The 15,334-nt window shown below is 49.7% G+C and carries 15 protein-coding genes, 8 tRNA genes and 1 rRNA gene; all 24 read left to right on the top strand.

All coding sequences use genetic code 11. From position 1 onward, the window contains the following. A 23S ribosomal RNA gene (locus ACWGOO_RS18815) occupies positions 1 to 86 on the top strand; the annotation flags it as partial. A 132-nt stretch (positions 87 to 218) separates the two neighbouring features. Next, positions 219 to 310, top strand: a tRNA-Ser gene (locus ACWGOO_RS18810). 31 nt (positions 311 to 341) lie between these two features. Beyond that, positions 342 to 418, top strand: a tRNA-Met gene (locus tag ACWGOO_RS18805). 10 nt (positions 419 to 428) lie between these two features. Beyond that, positions 429 to 504, top strand: a tRNA-Val gene (locus ACWGOO_RS18800). 4 nt (positions 505 to 508) lie between these two features. Then, positions 509 to 584: transfer RNA gene (locus tag ACWGOO_RS18795), tRNA-Thr, on the top strand. A 19-nt stretch (positions 585 to 603) separates the two neighbouring features. Further along, positions 604 to 680, top strand: a tRNA-Asp gene (locus ACWGOO_RS18790). A 75-nt stretch (positions 681 to 755) separates the two neighbouring features. Beyond that, a tRNA-Phe gene (locus ACWGOO_RS18785) sits at positions 756 to 828 on the top strand. Between the two features lie 9 nt (positions 829 to 837). After that, a tRNA-Tyr gene (locus tag ACWGOO_RS18780) sits at positions 838 to 923 on the top strand. 7 nt (positions 924 to 930) lie between these two features. After that, a tRNA-Lys gene (locus ACWGOO_RS18775) sits at positions 931 to 1,003 on the top strand. 165 nt (positions 1,004 to 1,168) lie between these two features. Continuing rightward, entirely contained in the window at positions 1,169 to 2,317 is a 1,149-nt protein-coding gene (locus tag ACWGOO_RS18770; protein WP_452485898.1) for a PucR family transcriptional regulator, read from the top strand. A gap of 103 nt (positions 2,318 to 2,420) precedes the next feature. After that, positions 2,421 to 3,545 (top strand): ABC transporter ATP-binding protein, encoded by a 1,125-nt coding sequence (locus ACWGOO_RS18765; protein WP_452485897.1) that lies wholly within the window; start codon positions 2,421 to 2,423, stop codon positions 3,543 to 3,545. Between the two features lie 340 nt (positions 3,546 to 3,885). After that, the gene (hprK, locus tag ACWGOO_RS18760) at positions 3,886 to 4,824 is read left to right on the top strand and encodes an HPr(Ser) kinase/phosphatase (RefSeq protein WP_452485895.1); all 939 of its coding nucleotides are present in this window, start codon (positions 3,886 to 3,888) and stop codon (positions 4,822 to 4,824) included. Between the two features lie 43 nt (positions 4,825 to 4,867). Beyond that, positions 4,868 to 5,926 (top strand): prolipoprotein diacylglyceryl transferase, encoded by a 1,059-nt coding sequence (lgt, locus tag ACWGOO_RS18755; protein WP_452485893.1) that lies wholly within the window; start codon positions 4,868 to 4,870, stop codon positions 5,924 to 5,926. Beyond that, positions 5,923 to 6,576 (top strand): pyrophosphatase PpaX, encoded by a 654-nt coding sequence (ppaX, locus tag ACWGOO_RS18750; protein ID WP_452485891.1) that lies wholly within the window; start codon positions 5,923 to 5,925, stop codon positions 6,574 to 6,576. The genes lgt and ppaX overlap by 4 nt, the downstream gene beginning before the upstream one ends. Next, positions 6,573 to 7,070 carry an acyltransferase gene (locus ACWGOO_RS18745; protein ID WP_452485889.1) on the top strand — a complete coding sequence of 166 codons (498 nt, stop codon included), beginning with the start codon at positions 6,573 to 6,575 and terminating at the stop codon, positions 7,068 to 7,070. Before ppaX ends, ACWGOO_RS18745 begins: the two co-directional genes overlap by 4 nt. Before the next feature lie 143 nt (positions 7,071 to 7,213). Then, positions 7,214 to 8,365, top strand: coding sequence for an acyltransferase (locus ACWGOO_RS18740; protein WP_452485887.1), 1,152 nt, complete (start codon positions 7,214 to 7,216; stop codon positions 8,363 to 8,365). A 231-nt stretch (positions 8,366 to 8,596) separates the two neighbouring features. Continuing rightward, positions 8,597 to 9,802 carry an ATP phosphoribosyltransferase regulatory subunit gene (locus ACWGOO_RS18735; RefSeq protein ID WP_452485885.1) on the top strand — a complete coding sequence of 402 codons (1,206 nt, stop codon included), beginning with the start codon at positions 8,597 to 8,599 and terminating at the stop codon, positions 9,800 to 9,802. Continuing rightward, positions 9,799 to 10,443: an ATP phosphoribosyltransferase gene (hisG, locus tag ACWGOO_RS18730; protein ID WP_452485883.1), complete on the top strand. Its 645-nt coding sequence runs from the start codon at positions 9,799 to 9,801 to the stop codon at positions 10,441 to 10,443. Before ACWGOO_RS18735 ends, hisG begins: the two co-directional genes overlap by 4 nt. Before the next feature lie 63 nt (positions 10,444 to 10,506). Then, positions 10,507 to 11,814 (top strand): histidinol dehydrogenase, encoded by a 1,308-nt coding sequence (gene hisD / locus ACWGOO_RS18725; protein ID WP_452485881.1) that lies wholly within the window; start codon positions 10,507 to 10,509, stop codon positions 11,812 to 11,814. After that, on the top strand, positions 11,804 to 12,412 hold the full coding sequence (gene hisB / locus ACWGOO_RS18720) for an imidazoleglycerol-phosphate dehydratase HisB (protein ID WP_452485879.1): 609 nt from the start codon (positions 11,804 to 11,806) through the stop codon (positions 12,410 to 12,412). Before hisD ends, hisB begins: the two co-directional genes overlap by 11 nt. A 3-nt stretch (positions 12,413 to 12,415) precedes the next feature. Continuing rightward, complete coding sequence (hisH, locus tag ACWGOO_RS18715; RefSeq protein WP_452485877.1) at positions 12,416 to 13,045, top strand: imidazole glycerol phosphate synthase subunit HisH; 630 nt, start codon at positions 12,416 to 12,418, stop codon at positions 13,043 to 13,045. Between the two features lie 43 nt (positions 13,046 to 13,088). Next, positions 13,089 to 13,820: a 1-(5-phosphoribosyl)-5-[(5-phosphoribosylamino)methylideneamino]imidazole-4-carboxamide isomerase gene (gene hisA, locus ACWGOO_RS18710; RefSeq protein ID WP_452485875.1), complete on the top strand. Its 732-nt coding sequence runs from the start codon at positions 13,089 to 13,091 to the stop codon at positions 13,818 to 13,820. Between the two features lie 11 nt (positions 13,821 to 13,831). Beyond that, positions 13,832 to 14,590, top strand: coding sequence for an imidazole glycerol phosphate synthase subunit HisF (gene hisF, locus ACWGOO_RS18705; RefSeq protein ID WP_452485873.1), 759 nt, complete (start codon positions 13,832 to 13,834; stop codon positions 14,588 to 14,590). Next, positions 14,587 to 15,327 carry a bifunctional phosphoribosyl-AMP cyclohydrolase/phosphoribosyl-ATP diphosphatase HisIE gene (gene hisIE / locus ACWGOO_RS18700; RefSeq protein WP_452485871.1) on the top strand — a complete coding sequence of 247 codons (741 nt, stop codon included), beginning with the start codon at positions 14,587 to 14,589 and terminating at the stop codon, positions 15,325 to 15,327. The genes hisF and hisIE overlap by 4 nt, the downstream gene beginning before the upstream one ends. Positions 15,328 to 15,334 lie beyond the last annotated feature (7 nt).

Here is a 15,334-nt window from a genome sequence, read left to right as displayed (position 1 = left end):
TGAAGACGACGAGGTAGATAGGTTGGGGGTGGAAGTGCAGTAATGCATGGAGCTGACCAATACTAATCGGTCGAGGGCTTATCCTAAGTTTAAAATGCAATGGAGTTTCGGATCCAGTTTTCAGGGTGTAACACCTTGAAATTACGCTTGGTATTCTAATTCACTCTGGTGATTATAGAATAACTGGTGGAATATTTGCTAAGTGAGTCCATTTATATGGAGAGATACCCAAGTGGCTATAAGGGGACCCTCTGCTAAGGGGTTAGACTGCGAAAGTGGTGCGAGGGTTCGAATCCCTCTCTCTCCGCCATTTAGGAAAAGCTGGCGAAATATTATATTATGGCGGTGTAGCTCAGCTGGCTAGAGCGTACGGTTCATACCCGTGAGGTCGGGGGTTCGATCCCCTCCGCCGCTACCATACATACCCAGGAGGCTTAGCTCAGCTGGGAGAGCATCTGCCTTACAAGCAGAGGGTCGGGGGTTCGATCCCCTCAGCCTCCACCATCGTGCCGGTGTAGCTCAACTGGTAGAGCAACTGACTTGTAATCAGTAGGTTGGGGGTTCAAGTCCTCTCGCCGGCACCATTTTTTTAAAAAAATCCACGGAACTGTGGTGTAGAGGCCTAACATGCCTGCCTGTCACGCAGGAGATCGCGGGTTCGAATCCCGTCAGTTCCGCCATTTTTTATTATGATGGTTGTTGTGTTAAAGTGGGAAGGGGTATCCCTCCGCACTTTATTTTTTGTTAATGGATATGGCTCGGTAGCTCAGTCGGTAGAGCAGAGGACTGAAAATCCTCGTGTCGGCGGTTCGATTCCGTCCCGAGCCACCTTTATATGGAGGATTAGCGAAGTGGCCAAACGCATCAGACTGTAAATCTGCTCCCTTACGGGTTCGGTGGTTCGAATCCATCATCCTCCACCAGTCTTACGAGCCATTAGCTCAGTTGGTAGAGCACCTGACTTTTAATCAGGGTGTCGAAGGTTCGAGTCCTTCATGGCTCATCGAAAGTCATCAACTATAAGTTGATGACTTTTTTTGTATGCATTTCTGCATGGATTTAGGTTATGTTTCTTGTTAGCTTTTTTATTTATAAGGTATCGACAGGTTATAATGAGTTCATTATGTTCGCTTAGAGGTTATTCTAAAAAAAGTGAAGTGGTGATCGCGTGGCTTTGGATACGGAATGGATACAGCAACAGCTTCAGAATATTATTCAAGCACCTTTTACCATACTACCTTGGTGTCCGGAAATGACTGCAGAAGGCCAGCCGGCAGAATTGGCTGTACCAGATAAGTCATTTGTACGTGATGGCAAAATATATTTTCCGTTCCGAACGGTAGCAGGAGAATTGGCTGCCTTTGCGGTAGAAGCAAAGCATTTGGCGGATCGGGAACGGAAGCTGATTGAGGCGCTACTCTGGAACATGGAGCAATGCTGGCAGGACGGGACGGGCACGCAACGGCCCGATAATCCGGTATATGCTGAGGAAGAGCGAATGAAGCGTTTTGGACAATGGCTCATACAGCAGGCTGCCAACCTACAGAATAAAGAAGAGGTTCCAGATGAGTTGGGGCTTCGGGATTCGCTGTCGGCGTGTATGGTTCCTATTGTACTGACTGGTGAAGGAACACAGGGGGGCGCTATTCCCTACACGCAGCTACATCGATTGTTAGCCAGTTATTTTGGCGGGGATGTGCTGCTTACTCCGCTGGATGAACAGTCCTGGTTGGTTATGGCTAAAAAGGAACTACTGTTGGGAACAGAAGACGACCAGGATAAGGATGTCGAAATCAGGGATGCCGATTTTACGGAATCGCTGGAGGAGGTTCTTACGGCTTTCAGCCTGGGTTTATACGAGCTTATCGCAAATGAGTGGGTAGGTGTATTTCATTTGGCGGTATCCAAGCCGTCTATACCATTGCAAAGTCTTCCCAAAGAGCTGAATTTGTTATGGGAGACGATCCATCTTGGAAAAATTTTTCATGTAACAGAGCACATCCACTTTTCATGGGAGTTGCATTTGGAGAGGTTATTAAACCGTATTCCGAAGGAGCAACGCGTGCAATTTTTGGAGCAGGTAATGCGGTCGTCCGTCATATTGGAGGACGCTGAAACGATGGCTACATTGGATATCTTTTTTCAACTGGATTGCAATGTGAGCGAGACGGCTAAGCGCCTATATGTCCACCGGAATACGTTAATTTACCGTTTGGACAAAATTAAACAGGAGACCGGATTGGATGTGCGGACGTTTAATGATGCAGTTTTGATCAAGCTTTTTCTACTATTGTACAAAGTGACAAAAAGGGAATAGCATTTTTGTGCAGTTTGCGAATAGCCACGCAGTGGGTACTAGGGTAAGATACATGTAAGAAATGTATTCGATTTCAATACTTGATCTCGGGGAGGCAAAAGCTATGGCAGGTGTACGCTTAGAGCATATTTTCAAAAAATACCCGGGTGCAGATAAAGCTACGGTTGTTGATGTCAATTTGGACATTCAAGATAAAGAATTCCTCGTATTGGTGGGTCCCTCCGGTTGTGGTAAATCTACTACGCTCCGTATGATCGCTGGTCTGGAAGAAATCTCGGATGGCAAATTGTACATTGGAGATCGTGTTGTGAACGACGTAGCTCCAAAGGATCGCGATATTGCGATGGTTTTCCAATCCTATGCCTTGTATCCGCATATGAACGTATACCAGAACATGGCTTTTGGTCTGAAGCTCCGCAAGGTGAAGAAAGACGAAATTGATAAGCGTGTACGTGAGGCGGCTAAAATCCTTGATATCGAGCATCTCCTAGATCGCAAGCCGAAAGCGTTATCAGGTGGTCAACGCCAGCGTGTTGCCTTGGGACGTGCGATTGTACGTGACCCGCAAGTGTTCTTGATGGATGAGCCATTGTCCAATCTGGATGCCAAATTGCGTGGTCAAATGCGTGCAGAAATTACGAAGCTGGCCAAACGTCTGGAAACGACCGTTATCTACGTAACGCATGATCAGGTCGAAGCAATGACGATGGGCGACCGGATTGTTGTTATGAAGGATGGCATTATTCAGCAAGCCGCATCACCGGATGAGCTATACAACCGTCCAGTAAATCTGTTCGTAGCTGGTTTTATCGGCTCTCCTACGATGAACTTCATCACAGGTAAGCTGACTGAGAAGGACGGCGCACTACATTTCACTGCACCGGGTCTGGATCTGTTCGTGCCTGAGGGTAAGGGACAGATTTTGAAAGCCAAGGGTCATGTCGGTAAAGAAGTTATTCTGGGCATCCGTCCTGAGGATATTCATGAAGAGCCTGTATTTTTGGAGGCTTCTCCGAATACAATCTTTACGTCCACTGTGGATGTAACCGAAAATCTTGGTCATGAAATGCTGTTGTACCTGAGTGGCGCCGGAAATGATACGATTATTGCACGTGTAGACGGACGTTCCAATACTCGTGATGGTGTCAAAGCGAAGTTGGCTGTCGATATGAACAAGGTTCATATTTTTGATAAGGAATCGGAATTGAGCATCCTGGTTGGCGAATAAAATTAACCTATGGAGTAGAGCCGTAGTTTCCCGACCGGGGAAAGGCGGCTCTTTTTGTATATCCCATTCAGCTTCCAGCTTCGGCATTGCATTCATTGGAAAATTCCGATACGATGGGTACATTGGTAGGGGTTCAGGTATGGATTGTCGGCTGGATTATTGAAGGCGAACATTGGACAAGTCCAACTTCATGAACACAGGTAGCCCGAAATCATGTTGAAAAGGTGAGACTTGGGCTGGCATAGGTTGAGCTGGCGGTGGGCTATTTGGTTGATAGGGTGAAGCTACATAAATAAGATCACGTATAGAATCCGGCATGCAGGATGAAGGGGAGAATACGATGGCTAAAAAGGTAAAAGTTTCTGAGCTTGTACAGCAATTCCAAATGGAGGTTATTTCCGGTGAGAAAGGTCTGCACAGGCTGATCACGGTGGATGATTTGAATCGTCCGGGGCTGGAGATGGCCGGGTATTTTGAATACCACACGCAGGAGCGGGTGCAGCTTTTGGGAAGGTCTGAGCTGGCTTTTCTCGGTATGCTTCCTCCTGAGGAAAGAAAGGATCGGATGCAGCGTCTATGTACGGAGTTGACTCCGTGTATCATCATCACACGCGGTCTGGAAGTACCTGCAGAGCTAGTGGAGGCAAGTGCTGAATGGGATATTCCTGTATTGCGAACTAATATGGCCACGACGATTTTATCAAGTCGCATTACGGGTTTTCTTGAAAGAAAGCTGGCTCCTACTGCCACGATTCATGGTGTGTTGTGTGATGTGTATGGTGTAGGTATGCTCATTACGGGCAGCAGTGGAATTGGTAAAAGCGAAACAGCACTAGAGCTGGTTAAACGGGGTCATCGTCTGGTAGCAGATGATGCAGTGGAAATCCGACAGACGTCCGATTTTCAGTTGCATGGTACGGCGCCGGAACTAATTCGTCATTTGCTGGAAATTCGCGGCGTGGGCATTATTAATGTGATGACGCTGTTTGGTGCAGGTGCAGTTCGTAACAACAAGCGGATTACGCTGGTTGTCCGTCTGGAGGCATGGCAGCAGGACAAGCAGTATGACCGTCTTGGTTTGGATGAAGAAACGACACGCATTATTGACACAGATGTTCCGCTCGTTACGATTCCAGTTCGTCCAGGCCGAAATTTGGCCGTTATTATTGAGGTGGCGGCAATGAACTATCGTTTGAAGCAAATGGGCGTGAATGCAGCTCTGCAATTTACGAACAAGCTGACTGCTACAATTTCTGAAGATATGGAAGATATGGATTAAGGTTCAGTCGTTTGCAAGGAAGAACAAGGAGTGAGAGAAACATATGTCAACGGCAACATTACTGCTGAATCCGATTGCTTTTTCAATCGGGGCCATTAAGGTCCATTGGTACGGGCTTATATTGGGGCTGGCGGCGCTTGTGGGTTTATATCTCGCCATTCGTGAAGGTAAGAGATATGGCATTCCGCAGGAATTTTTTATGGATATGCTGCTGCTGGGCGTTCCTTCGGCTATTATTGGAGCGCGTATTTATTATGTAGCCTTCAAATGGGAAGATTATCGAGATAATCTATGGGATGTTTTCAAAATCTGGAATGGCGGTATTGCGATATACGGCGCATTGATCGGCGCGATTATATGCGCAGTCATCTATTTCCGCTATAAGGGTTATAATTTCTGGCGGGTTGCGGATATTTGTGCGCCAGGTCTGTTGATTGGTCAAGCGATTGGCCGCTGGGGTAACTTTGTCAATCAGGAAGCCTATGGTGGACCAACGGAAGAAAGCTTTTTGCGGAATCAACTGCATCTGCCGGATTTCATTGTGAATCAAATGAACGTTAACGGGGTGTTTCACCATCCCACATTCCTGTATGAATCCCTGTGGAGTATTGTAGGTGTGATTCTGCTGCTCGCCATTCGACGTATGAAATTTGTACGTGCAGGTGAAATGTTTGCGTTTTACTTCATTTGGTACTCGATTGGCCGCTTTTTCATCGAGCGTGTACGGACGGATAGTTTGGCTTTTCAGGGACCGGATTGGCTGGCTTCTTTTGTGAATGCTTTGTGGGCTCCCATGGTATGGCTGGGGTTTGAACCAGGGCATCTGGACCCGAGTTACGGTAATGTACGGATCTCGCAACTGCTCCCTATTTTCATTGTTGTAGCTGCTGTGATTTTCATCGTGGTTCGTCGTCGTAAGGGTGCATCTGTTCCGAAATATAGCGATCCGATTGTCTCCAGCAAGGTAGGAGTCGATCAGATACCTGACGTGACGCCGGAACAGGTTTCCCGCCCGGGTCAAGATACGATTCCTCCGAAAACGGCTGCGCCGGATAAGCTACACAAGGAAGACATGGACGAGGACAAGAAGGAGCATCTATGATAAATACGGTTTTATTCGACTTGGATGGAACGATTATGGATACGAATGAGCTGATTATCAGCTCATTTCTGCACATTTTGAATCACCCGGACGCTGATCCGCTGACGCGGGAGCATATTATCTCTCATATGGGCGGAACGCTGGATGACCAGCTTCGTACTTTTTCGGGATTAACGGATGTGTCGGAACTGGTTAAAGGCTATCGTGCTTATAACTTGCTCCATCACGACCAATCGGTGAAGCCATTTCCGTATGTTATCGAGGTTATTCAGGAGTTGCGTGCGCGAGGAATTAAGCTGGGTGTCGTGACGACTAAAATACGACCCTCTACGATTCGTGTGCTTGATTTGTTCGATCTGACTTCCTCTATGGATTATATTGTGACAGTGGACGACGTAGAGCATCCGAAACCACACGCAGAACCTATGCTTAAAGCGCTGGCTGGCTTGAACGCCAAAGCGGAGCATACGTTGATGGTTGGAGACAGTTCCTTTGATATTCTATCGGCTCAAGCCGCAGGCGTGAAATCGGCGGGTGTAGCCTGGTCGCTGAAGGGTGAAGAAACTCTGCGGGGATATGGACCGGATTACATTTTGCATGATATGCGGGATTTACTGAAGCTGGAGTTTCAAGGTGTCGATGTATCGTGAGGAAGGTTGACCGCTATCCCGTGGAAGGTCCCAATGCGCTGTGGCAGATTTACCGGACGGTAAGCCGCTGGAAAGGGATTAAAAACTTTATTTTTATACAGATCGCCCGGTATTGTCCCGTGCTTTCCTGGAAGAATGTCATTTATCGCAGAGTGCTTGGGATGAAGGTAGGGCAGCATGCGGCCTTCGGCCTGATGGTGATGGTAGATGTTTTTTTTCCGGAGTATATTACGATAGGGGATAATTCGGTGATTGGATATAACACGACCATTCTGGCGCATGAGTATCTCATACAGGAGTATCGTATTGGTAAAGTGATGATCGGGAATAATGTGTTAATCGGCGCCAATACGACCATTCTGCCCGGTGTTACTATAGGTGATAGAGCTATAGTAGCCGCCGGGGCGGTTGTGCATAAAGACGTGCCGGCCGGAGCATTTGTGGGTGGCAATCCACTGCGCGAATTAAGACGATCAGGTACGGATGAACAGTAAATAGCATAGCAATAAAGGTCCCTTAAGGATTAGGGGGCCTTTTTGTGTTATTTTTTGTATAATAAGTAAGGGAAGCCGTGTTGGTTGTAGTTAAAAATGAAAATAGGCATAGAAGTAGCCAATCGATATAGGAGTGTGTTGATTTGGTCAAAAAGGAACGTATACCAGAGATTGATATCTACCGGGGAATATTGATCGCATCCGTTATTACGATTCATGCGACCTCAATGGCATTGATTGATGCACGTCACTCCCTGTTGTTTTATCCATTTTTATTTTTAAATGTATTCAGTAGCTTTGCGGTGCCGGTGTTCATTTTTGTGAGCGGGTTTGTTCTATTTTACAATTATGTGGATAGGCCGCTTCGTGGCAAGGATATGCTTGTGTTTTTTCGGAAAAGGTTGATGTTTATTGTGTTGCCATATGTTTTATTCTCCCTTGTCTACTATTTGACCTTGGTGACACGCGGGTTGATGCCGATCAGTGATCTTCCGCTTGTGCTGTTAACGGGAAAGGCGTACACGCATTTATATTATGTCATTATTATTATCCAATTTTATTTGGTCTTCCCGCTGTTGTTGTGGGGAGTGCAGCGTTTGCGGCAATGGATATCGAGTCCGCGGAAAGCGGCTATTATTATTTTATCAGCAGGGCTGGTTATTCAATGGGGCCTTGTGTTGCTGAATAAGTATGTTTGGCAGGTGGAAAGAGGGAGCCTGGCGATTACGTATGTCAGTTATTTTGCTTTGGGGGCAGCGGTAGCGATTGGATATGAGGGGTTTAAAAAGTGGCTTCTTCCGTCATCAGGTACGTCAATCGGCCGTGGACAGCTGATCAGTTGGTATGGTTTGTGGGCGGCTTGGCTGTTGCTGGGCATAGTCTATGTGCAGATATGGTTTGTAGCGTATCGGGAAGCGATCTATGCAGATTCGTTGATCTATGAGCTGTTGCGTCATGCACATGCTCTTGTATCTGCGCTGGTGCTGTTTCAGTTCTCGGCTTTCTTATACCGTCACGCTAACTATGCGTTGCGAACTTGGATTAGTTGGCTGGGTGCCTGTTCCTTCGGTATTTATTTACTCCATCCGGCGCTCTTGCGAGTGTATCGTAAGCTGAATTTGCATGGAACACCGATAGAGTATGTCTTTTCTGTTGCCGGAGGTTGGCTGTTGGCGCTGTTTGGCTCATGGCTGATTGTGACGCTGTGTTTCCGTTATGTACCTTATTCCTGGATTGGCCTGGGTACGGTTCCAAAGTCTCCGTCGCGGGGTAAAGGTGAACAGGTGAGTGGTTGAATATGTTGATATGACTGTTGGCTGAAAGGCTGACAGTCTTTTTTTATAGGATTCATGAATTCTATAATGGATAAAATAAAGAGAGGGAGACCGTTTCGCAACGCGGCTCTAAAAATGGGCTGCTCCGTTCGGTTGACGTTCACAGGCAGGGCGTGATAGTATATCGAATATACTTTAGTTTATTAGCACTTTACCATGATAAAGATATTGCGAAATCATGAGGTGATAGAGATGACCAAGCCAAAAGGATTTGAAATCCCTGTAGGGGTTCGGGATTACCTTCCGCTTGCGGTGTCGAAGCTGCGGGCGATTGAATTGAATGTGCTCGAATGCATGGAGCGTTGGGGCTACCGTCAGATTATGACGCCTACGATGGAATACTACGAGACGGTGGGTGTGGCTAGTTCTACTTCGGATCGGAAGCTGTTCAAGCTGCTCAATAACCGGGGAACTACGCTGGTGTTGCGATCTGATATGACCGCACCGATTGCGCGTGTGGTATCGTCACTGTTGAAGGAAGAGGAAGTACCGCTCCGGCTCTCCTATCACGCAAATGTATTTCGGGCGATTGAGGAAGAGGCGGGAAGAGAAGCGGAGTTTTTCCAGACAGGTGTGGAGCTGGTGGGCGATGACTCGCCTGAGGCTGACGCGGAGGTCGTGGCACTGGCGATTGCATCGTTGCAGGCGGCAGGAGTGTCCTCTTTTAAAATTGCCATGGGGCATGTGGGATTCCTGAACAGTCTGTTCGAGGAAATCATTCCGGGTCGCCAGGCTGAACAGCAAGCGCTAAAGGAGCTGCTATTGAACCGTGATGTGGTGGGCTACCGGACAGCGATTGAAGCTTTGGGTTTGCCTCATGAACATCGGGATAAGCTGGAGGCTATTCTTCGGCTTCGCGGGGGGAAAGAAATTTGCGAACAGGCTACCCGTCTTAGCGTCGAGCAGCAGACGATCCAATCCATTGCGCATCTGTGCGAGGTATGGGAAGTGATGGAGAGTTACGGCGTATCTGAACATGTGCTAATTGACCTTACTATGATCGGAGACTTTTCATACTATACAGGAATGACTTTTGAGGGCTATGCGGCGGAAATCGGATTCCCCGTATGTAATGGAGGGCGCTATGACAATCTGCTAGAGCAGTTTGGTCGTTCCGTTCCTGCCACGGGATTCGCATTGAAGACGAACCGGATTGTCGATGGCGTGGACGGTATTCAGATCGAGGCGAAGCGCCTGGTGCTCATTCGTTATGATGAGCAGGGACGCAGAGAGGCATTATCCGCTGCTGCACAGCTTCGAGAAGCAGGACGGACTGTGGTGACAGGGCTGACGGGTGGACCTGAGGATCGCCGCCGCGAGCAACAGGACTTGTACGCAGAGGTTTACAGCTACACAGTCGAAGAAAGACAACCGGTAGAATGGAGGGAATTGCCATGACGGAGACGTTGAAGGTAGCCATGCCGAAGGGACGGATTTATAAGCAGGCTTCTGAGCTGTTTCGCCGAGCGGGGATTTCTATTCCAGTAGATGTAGATGATACGCGCAAGCTGATTATTCCGCTGCCTGAACTGGGAATGGAGTTTATTATGGCGAAGCCGGTCGACGTTCCCACGTATGTGGAGTACGGAGCTGCGGATATCGGCATTGTAGGCAAGGATGTTTTGCTGGAAGAGAACAAGGATGTGTATGAGCTGCTTGATCTGGGGATTGCCCGCTGCCGAATGTCAGTCATTGCTTTGCCGGATTGGCAGCCGGGTATTCGTCAGCGGGTGGCTACGAAGTATCCGAATGTGGCTTCCCAGTATTTTCGGGAGCAAGGCCAGCAGGTGGAGGTTATCAAGCTGAATGGTTCTATCGAGTTGGCACCGCTAATCGGATTGGCAGACCGGATTGTGGATATGGTAGAAACAGGGCAGACCTTGAGAGAGAACGGATTGGTCGAGCAGATCAGTATTTTGGATATTACGAGTCGGCTGATTGCCAATCGGGTCAGCTACCGGATGAAAAATGGTCCGATTCAGGCATTGTGTGACCGATTGCATCAAGTGATTCCGACTACGGTGGCACCTAGGGACTAAGGAATAGGCCAATGGTTAGGAGAATAGAACATTCTGCAAGCTGCAAGTAAGGGGGAAGGGACAATGAAGATCGTATCAGCCCGTGATTTCAATCTCCAGCGCGAGGTGGATTACGGTACACCTGAGCAAAATGAAGCCGTTCGTGCGATTATTCGTTCGGTACGGCAGGAGGGAGATGCGGCTGTCCTGCGGTATACGGAATCGTTCGATGGTGTATCGCTGACGGCGGAGCAGCTCCGTGTGACGGAGGAAGAATTGAAGGCGGCATATGGCAAGGTGGAGTCTTCTTTTTTGCAGGCGATTCGGGAGGCAGCGGACAATATCCGTGCTTTTCATACAAAGCAAAAACGTAATTCGTGGATGGATTTACAACCGGACGGCAGTTTGCTGGGTCAGATTATCCGACCGTTGAAGCGGGTAGGCGTGTATGTTCCAGGCGGTAAAGCGGCTTACCCGTCCTCGGTGCTGATGAATGTGATCCCGGCTCAGGTGGCTGGTGTACCGGAGATCGTCATGGTGACACCCCCGGCAACAGGCGGCAAGGCGGGGATTGATCCATATACACTGGTAGCTGCGGCAGAGGCGGGCGTGACAGAAATGTACCGGGTTGGCGGAGCCCAGGCGATTGCGTCTCTCGCTTACGGGACAGATCGTATTGAACCCGTCGATAAAATTTGCGGCCCCGGCAACATTTATGTAGCGCTAGCGAAGCGCGAGGTATACGGTGCGGTGGATATCGACAGTATTGCAGGACCGAGTGAAATTGTCGTGCTGGCTGACGATACGGCGAATGCCTCTTATGTAGCGGCTGACCTGCTCTCGCAGGCAGAACATGACGAAATGGCCTCGGCCATTTTGGTTACGTCCTCGCAACGCTTGGCAGCTGAAGTTTCAGCCGAGGTGCAGTGCCAATTAGTAGAGCTGCCACGCAGAGATATTGCTGCTGCATCGGTTGATGCCTACGGAGCGATTGTTGTCGTTGACACGTTGCATGAGGGGATCCAGATTGTGAACAAACTTGCCCCGGAGCATTTGGAAATCATGACTGAAAATCCGATGGAGCATGTGGGTCTGATCGAAAATGCGGGAGCGATTTTCCTAGGAGCTTACAGCTCGGAGCCGGTAGGCGATTATTTTGCCGGGCCTAACCACATTATTCCGACCAATGGAACCGCGCGGTTCTCTTCTCCGGTCGATATTGATGATTTTATCAAGAAGTCGAGTATGATCTATTACAGCAAGGAAGCGCTGCTACGCAATGGAGAGATGATTATGCAGCTTGCCCGGCATGAAGGGCTGGAAGGCCACGCAAGGGCAATACAGGTTCGATTGGACAATGAGAAGAAGGCGGTGGGTCGCGATGGGGAATGAGAATAACGGAACAGGACGTACAGGCAGCGTCAGCCGGAAGACGAACGAAACGGATATTCAGCTATCTTTTGCGGTAGACGGCACAGGGCAAGCTGAAATCGAGACCGATGTTCCTTTTCTGAATCATATGCTGGATTTGTTCACCAAGCACGGACAGTTTGACCTGAATGTACAGGCCAGAGGGGATGTTGACATCGACGATCACCATACCGTAGAGGACATTGGTATCTGTCTGGGGCAAACCTTGCTGGAATCGTTAGGTGATAAAAAAGGAATCAAGCGCTATGCCAGCGTCTTTGTACCGATGGATGAGGCGCTCGCGCAGGTCGTCATGGATCTAAGTAACCGACCGCATTTTGAGTATCGTGCGCAGTATCCGTCACAGCAGGTAGGGAGCTTTTCGACGGAGCTGGTGCATGAATTTCTGTGGAAATTCGCGCTGGAGGCTCGTATGACGCTGCACGTCATTGTTCACTACGGGCAAAATACTCACCATATGATCGAGGCGGTGTTCAAGGCACTGGGACGTGCACTGGATGAAGCGACATCCATTGATCCGCGGGTGACGGGAGTGCCTTCGACGAAGGGAGTGCTGTAGTCCATGTCCATTGCCATTGTGGATTACGGCAGAGGCAATCTGCATAGTGTGAGCAAGGCGGTTGAGCGTCTCGGCTATGAGGCTGTAGTAACAGGAGATGCGAAAATGATTCGTTCCGCCAGCGGTGTGATTTTGCCGGGTGTAGGGGCGTTCGGAGACGCTATGGAGCATTTGCGTTCCAGTGGTCTGGATCGGGTCATTCAGGAGGTCGCGAGCGCTGGGCAGCCGCTGCTCGGCGTTTGCCTGGGGATGCAGTTGTTGTTCACTCGCGGCGAAGAATATGGCAGCCATGAGGGGCTGGATATTTTGCCGGGAGAGGTCGTGCGCTTTGCTCCTGATCTGGGCGTAAAGGTGCCACATATGGGCTGGAACCGTCTGCACATGACGCAGCCGGAACATCCGTTGGTGCAAGGCTTGGAGGAAGGACATGTATATTTTGTGCATTCTTATCATGCCAAGCCGGAGGTAGAAAGCGATTTGTTGGCGGTGACCGATTATGGCGGGCCGGTAACAGCTATCGTAGGCAGAGGCCATGTATACGGTATGCAGTTCCATCCAGAGAAAAGTGGGGAAATGGGAATGCGGCTGCTTTGTCAGTTTTTGGAATTGGCGGAGGCGGAAGAGCGAGCGTAATTACACATAGGTATTTTTGAATAGCTCACAAGGGGGTCATGCTTTGTTCACGATATATCCGGCGATTGATATTCGCGATGGCAAATGTGTACGGCTGGTGCAGGGTGATTATAACCAGGAGACGATATACAACGAAAATCCGGTGGAGGTCGCCCGGGAATGGGAACGCTTGGGCGGTTCCTACATTCATTTGGTCGATCTGGACGGTGCTAAAGCGGGTCAACCCGTGAACGATGAACTGATCGGACGCATCGCGTCTGCAGTACAGGTACCCGTACAGGTGGGCGGTGGCTTGCGTACGCGCGAGCATGTGGAGCGGCTGTTGTCACTGGGCGTGAGCCGCGTGATTTTGGGCACGGCGGCGATTGAGGACCGTGCTTTTACGGAAGCTGTGCTGGGCACCTATGGTGACCGGATCGCAATCGGTCTGGATGCACGAAATGGCTATGTAGCAACACGAGGGTGGCTCGAAACCTCGGGGGTGCGAGCGGATGAACTGTCGGCTGAGCTGGCCTCCAAGGGCGCGGAAACGTTCATTTTTACGGATATTTCTCGCGATGGAATGATGCAGGGTCCGAATGTGGAGGCGATCGTGGCGCTTGCAAAAAGCAGTGGACGCACCGTGATTGCATCCGGCGGTGTCAGCAAGATGGACGATCTGATTACGTTAAGTGCCTATGCACAAAAAGGTGTAGGCGGCGCTATTGTGGGTAAGGCATTGTATACAGGCAGCATTGATTTACAGGTCGCCGTACAAGCCGTAGCAAAGGCATAGGGGGAGTAGGCATGCTGGCTAAACGTATTATTCCCTGCTTGGACGTAAAGGATGGCAGGGTGGTTAAGGGCGTCAATTTTGTGAATTTACGCGATGCAGGCGATCCGGTAGAGCTGGCGGCGCTTTATGACCGGGAAGGTGCGGACGAAATCGTATTTCTGGATATTTCTGCTTCGGTTGAAGGCCGCGCCACCATGGAAGAGATGGTTCGTCAGACAGCCGGGGAAATTGCCATTCCCTTCACCGTGGGCGGTGGGATATCGCATGTCGATGATATGAAGCGCATCCTGCGTGCAGGGGCCGATAAAATCGGCATTAATACGGCGGCCGTTCGTAACCCTCAGCTGATTGCGGAGGGTGCGCGCAGCTTTGGCTCACAATGCATCGTAGTTGCGATGGATGCCAAGTACAATGACGCGTGGGGCGAATGGGAAGTATATACGCACGGAGGCCGCACTCCATCGGGCATTCGGGCCTTGGTATGGGCCAAGGAGGCTGAACGGTTGGGGGCAGGCGAAATTCTGTTGACCAGCATGAATGCGGACGGAACCAAGGATGGTTTTGACCTGCCGCTGACCTCTGCGGTGTCGGATACCGTAGGTATTCCGGTCATTGCTTCCGGTGGAGCGGGCAAGCAGGAGCATTTTTATGACGTGTTTACGGCGGGTAAAGCGGATGCTGGATTAGCGGCAACGATTTTTCACTATAAAGAAATAGGAATCCCCGAGTTAAAACGGGATTTGAAGCGCAGAGGAGTGGAGATACGATGAGCAACGAATTGAACCAGCAGCTATCTCTGGAACAGGTATTGGATAATATCCGCTGGAATGAAGCGGGACTTGTCTCGGCGATTGTGCAGGATGATGGCACGCTTCAAGTATTGACACTGGCCTACATGAACCGAGAATCGCTGAAGCTTTCTCTGGCATCGGGAGAGACGTGGTTTTGGTCCCGTTCCAGACAGGAGTTGTGGCACAAGGGGGCAACCTCGGGGAATACGCAAAAAATCACCTCCATTCAGCTGGATTGTGACGGTGACGCTCTGCTTGTTCGTGTGATTCCGAATGGTCCTGCCTGCCATACCGGAGCGACGAGCTGCTTTTTTCGTGAAATTTCCGCTCCAGGAACGGCTGTAGCCCCTGCTTTGGAAAATGCCGGTGGCCAAGCGCCGGTGGCGACTCAAACGGGCACGACTTATGCTGCAACAGACCGCTTTGAGGTGCTTGCCCAGTTGGAAGCAATCATTAAGGAGCGGGAAGTGACACGTCCTGAAGGGGCCTATACGACCTACCTTTTTGACAAAGGCGTGGATAAGATTCTGAAAAAGGTTGGCGAAGAAGCATCCGAGACGATCATTGCTGCCAAGAATAAGGATAATGAGGAGCTTCGTCTGGAGGTCAGCGATCTGATTTATCACTTGCTGGTACTGTTACAGGAGCGCAAACTACCGCTGGATGATGTGCTGGCTGAGCTGAACCGCCGTCATGAGCGTCCCCGGCGTGATTAAAATGGGT

This window comes from Paenibacillus sp. NPDC055715 (genome assembly GCF_053617595.1).
The sequence above is the reverse complement of the archived record's forward strand: the minus strand, read 5'-3'. Positions and strand labels throughout refer to the sequence as shown.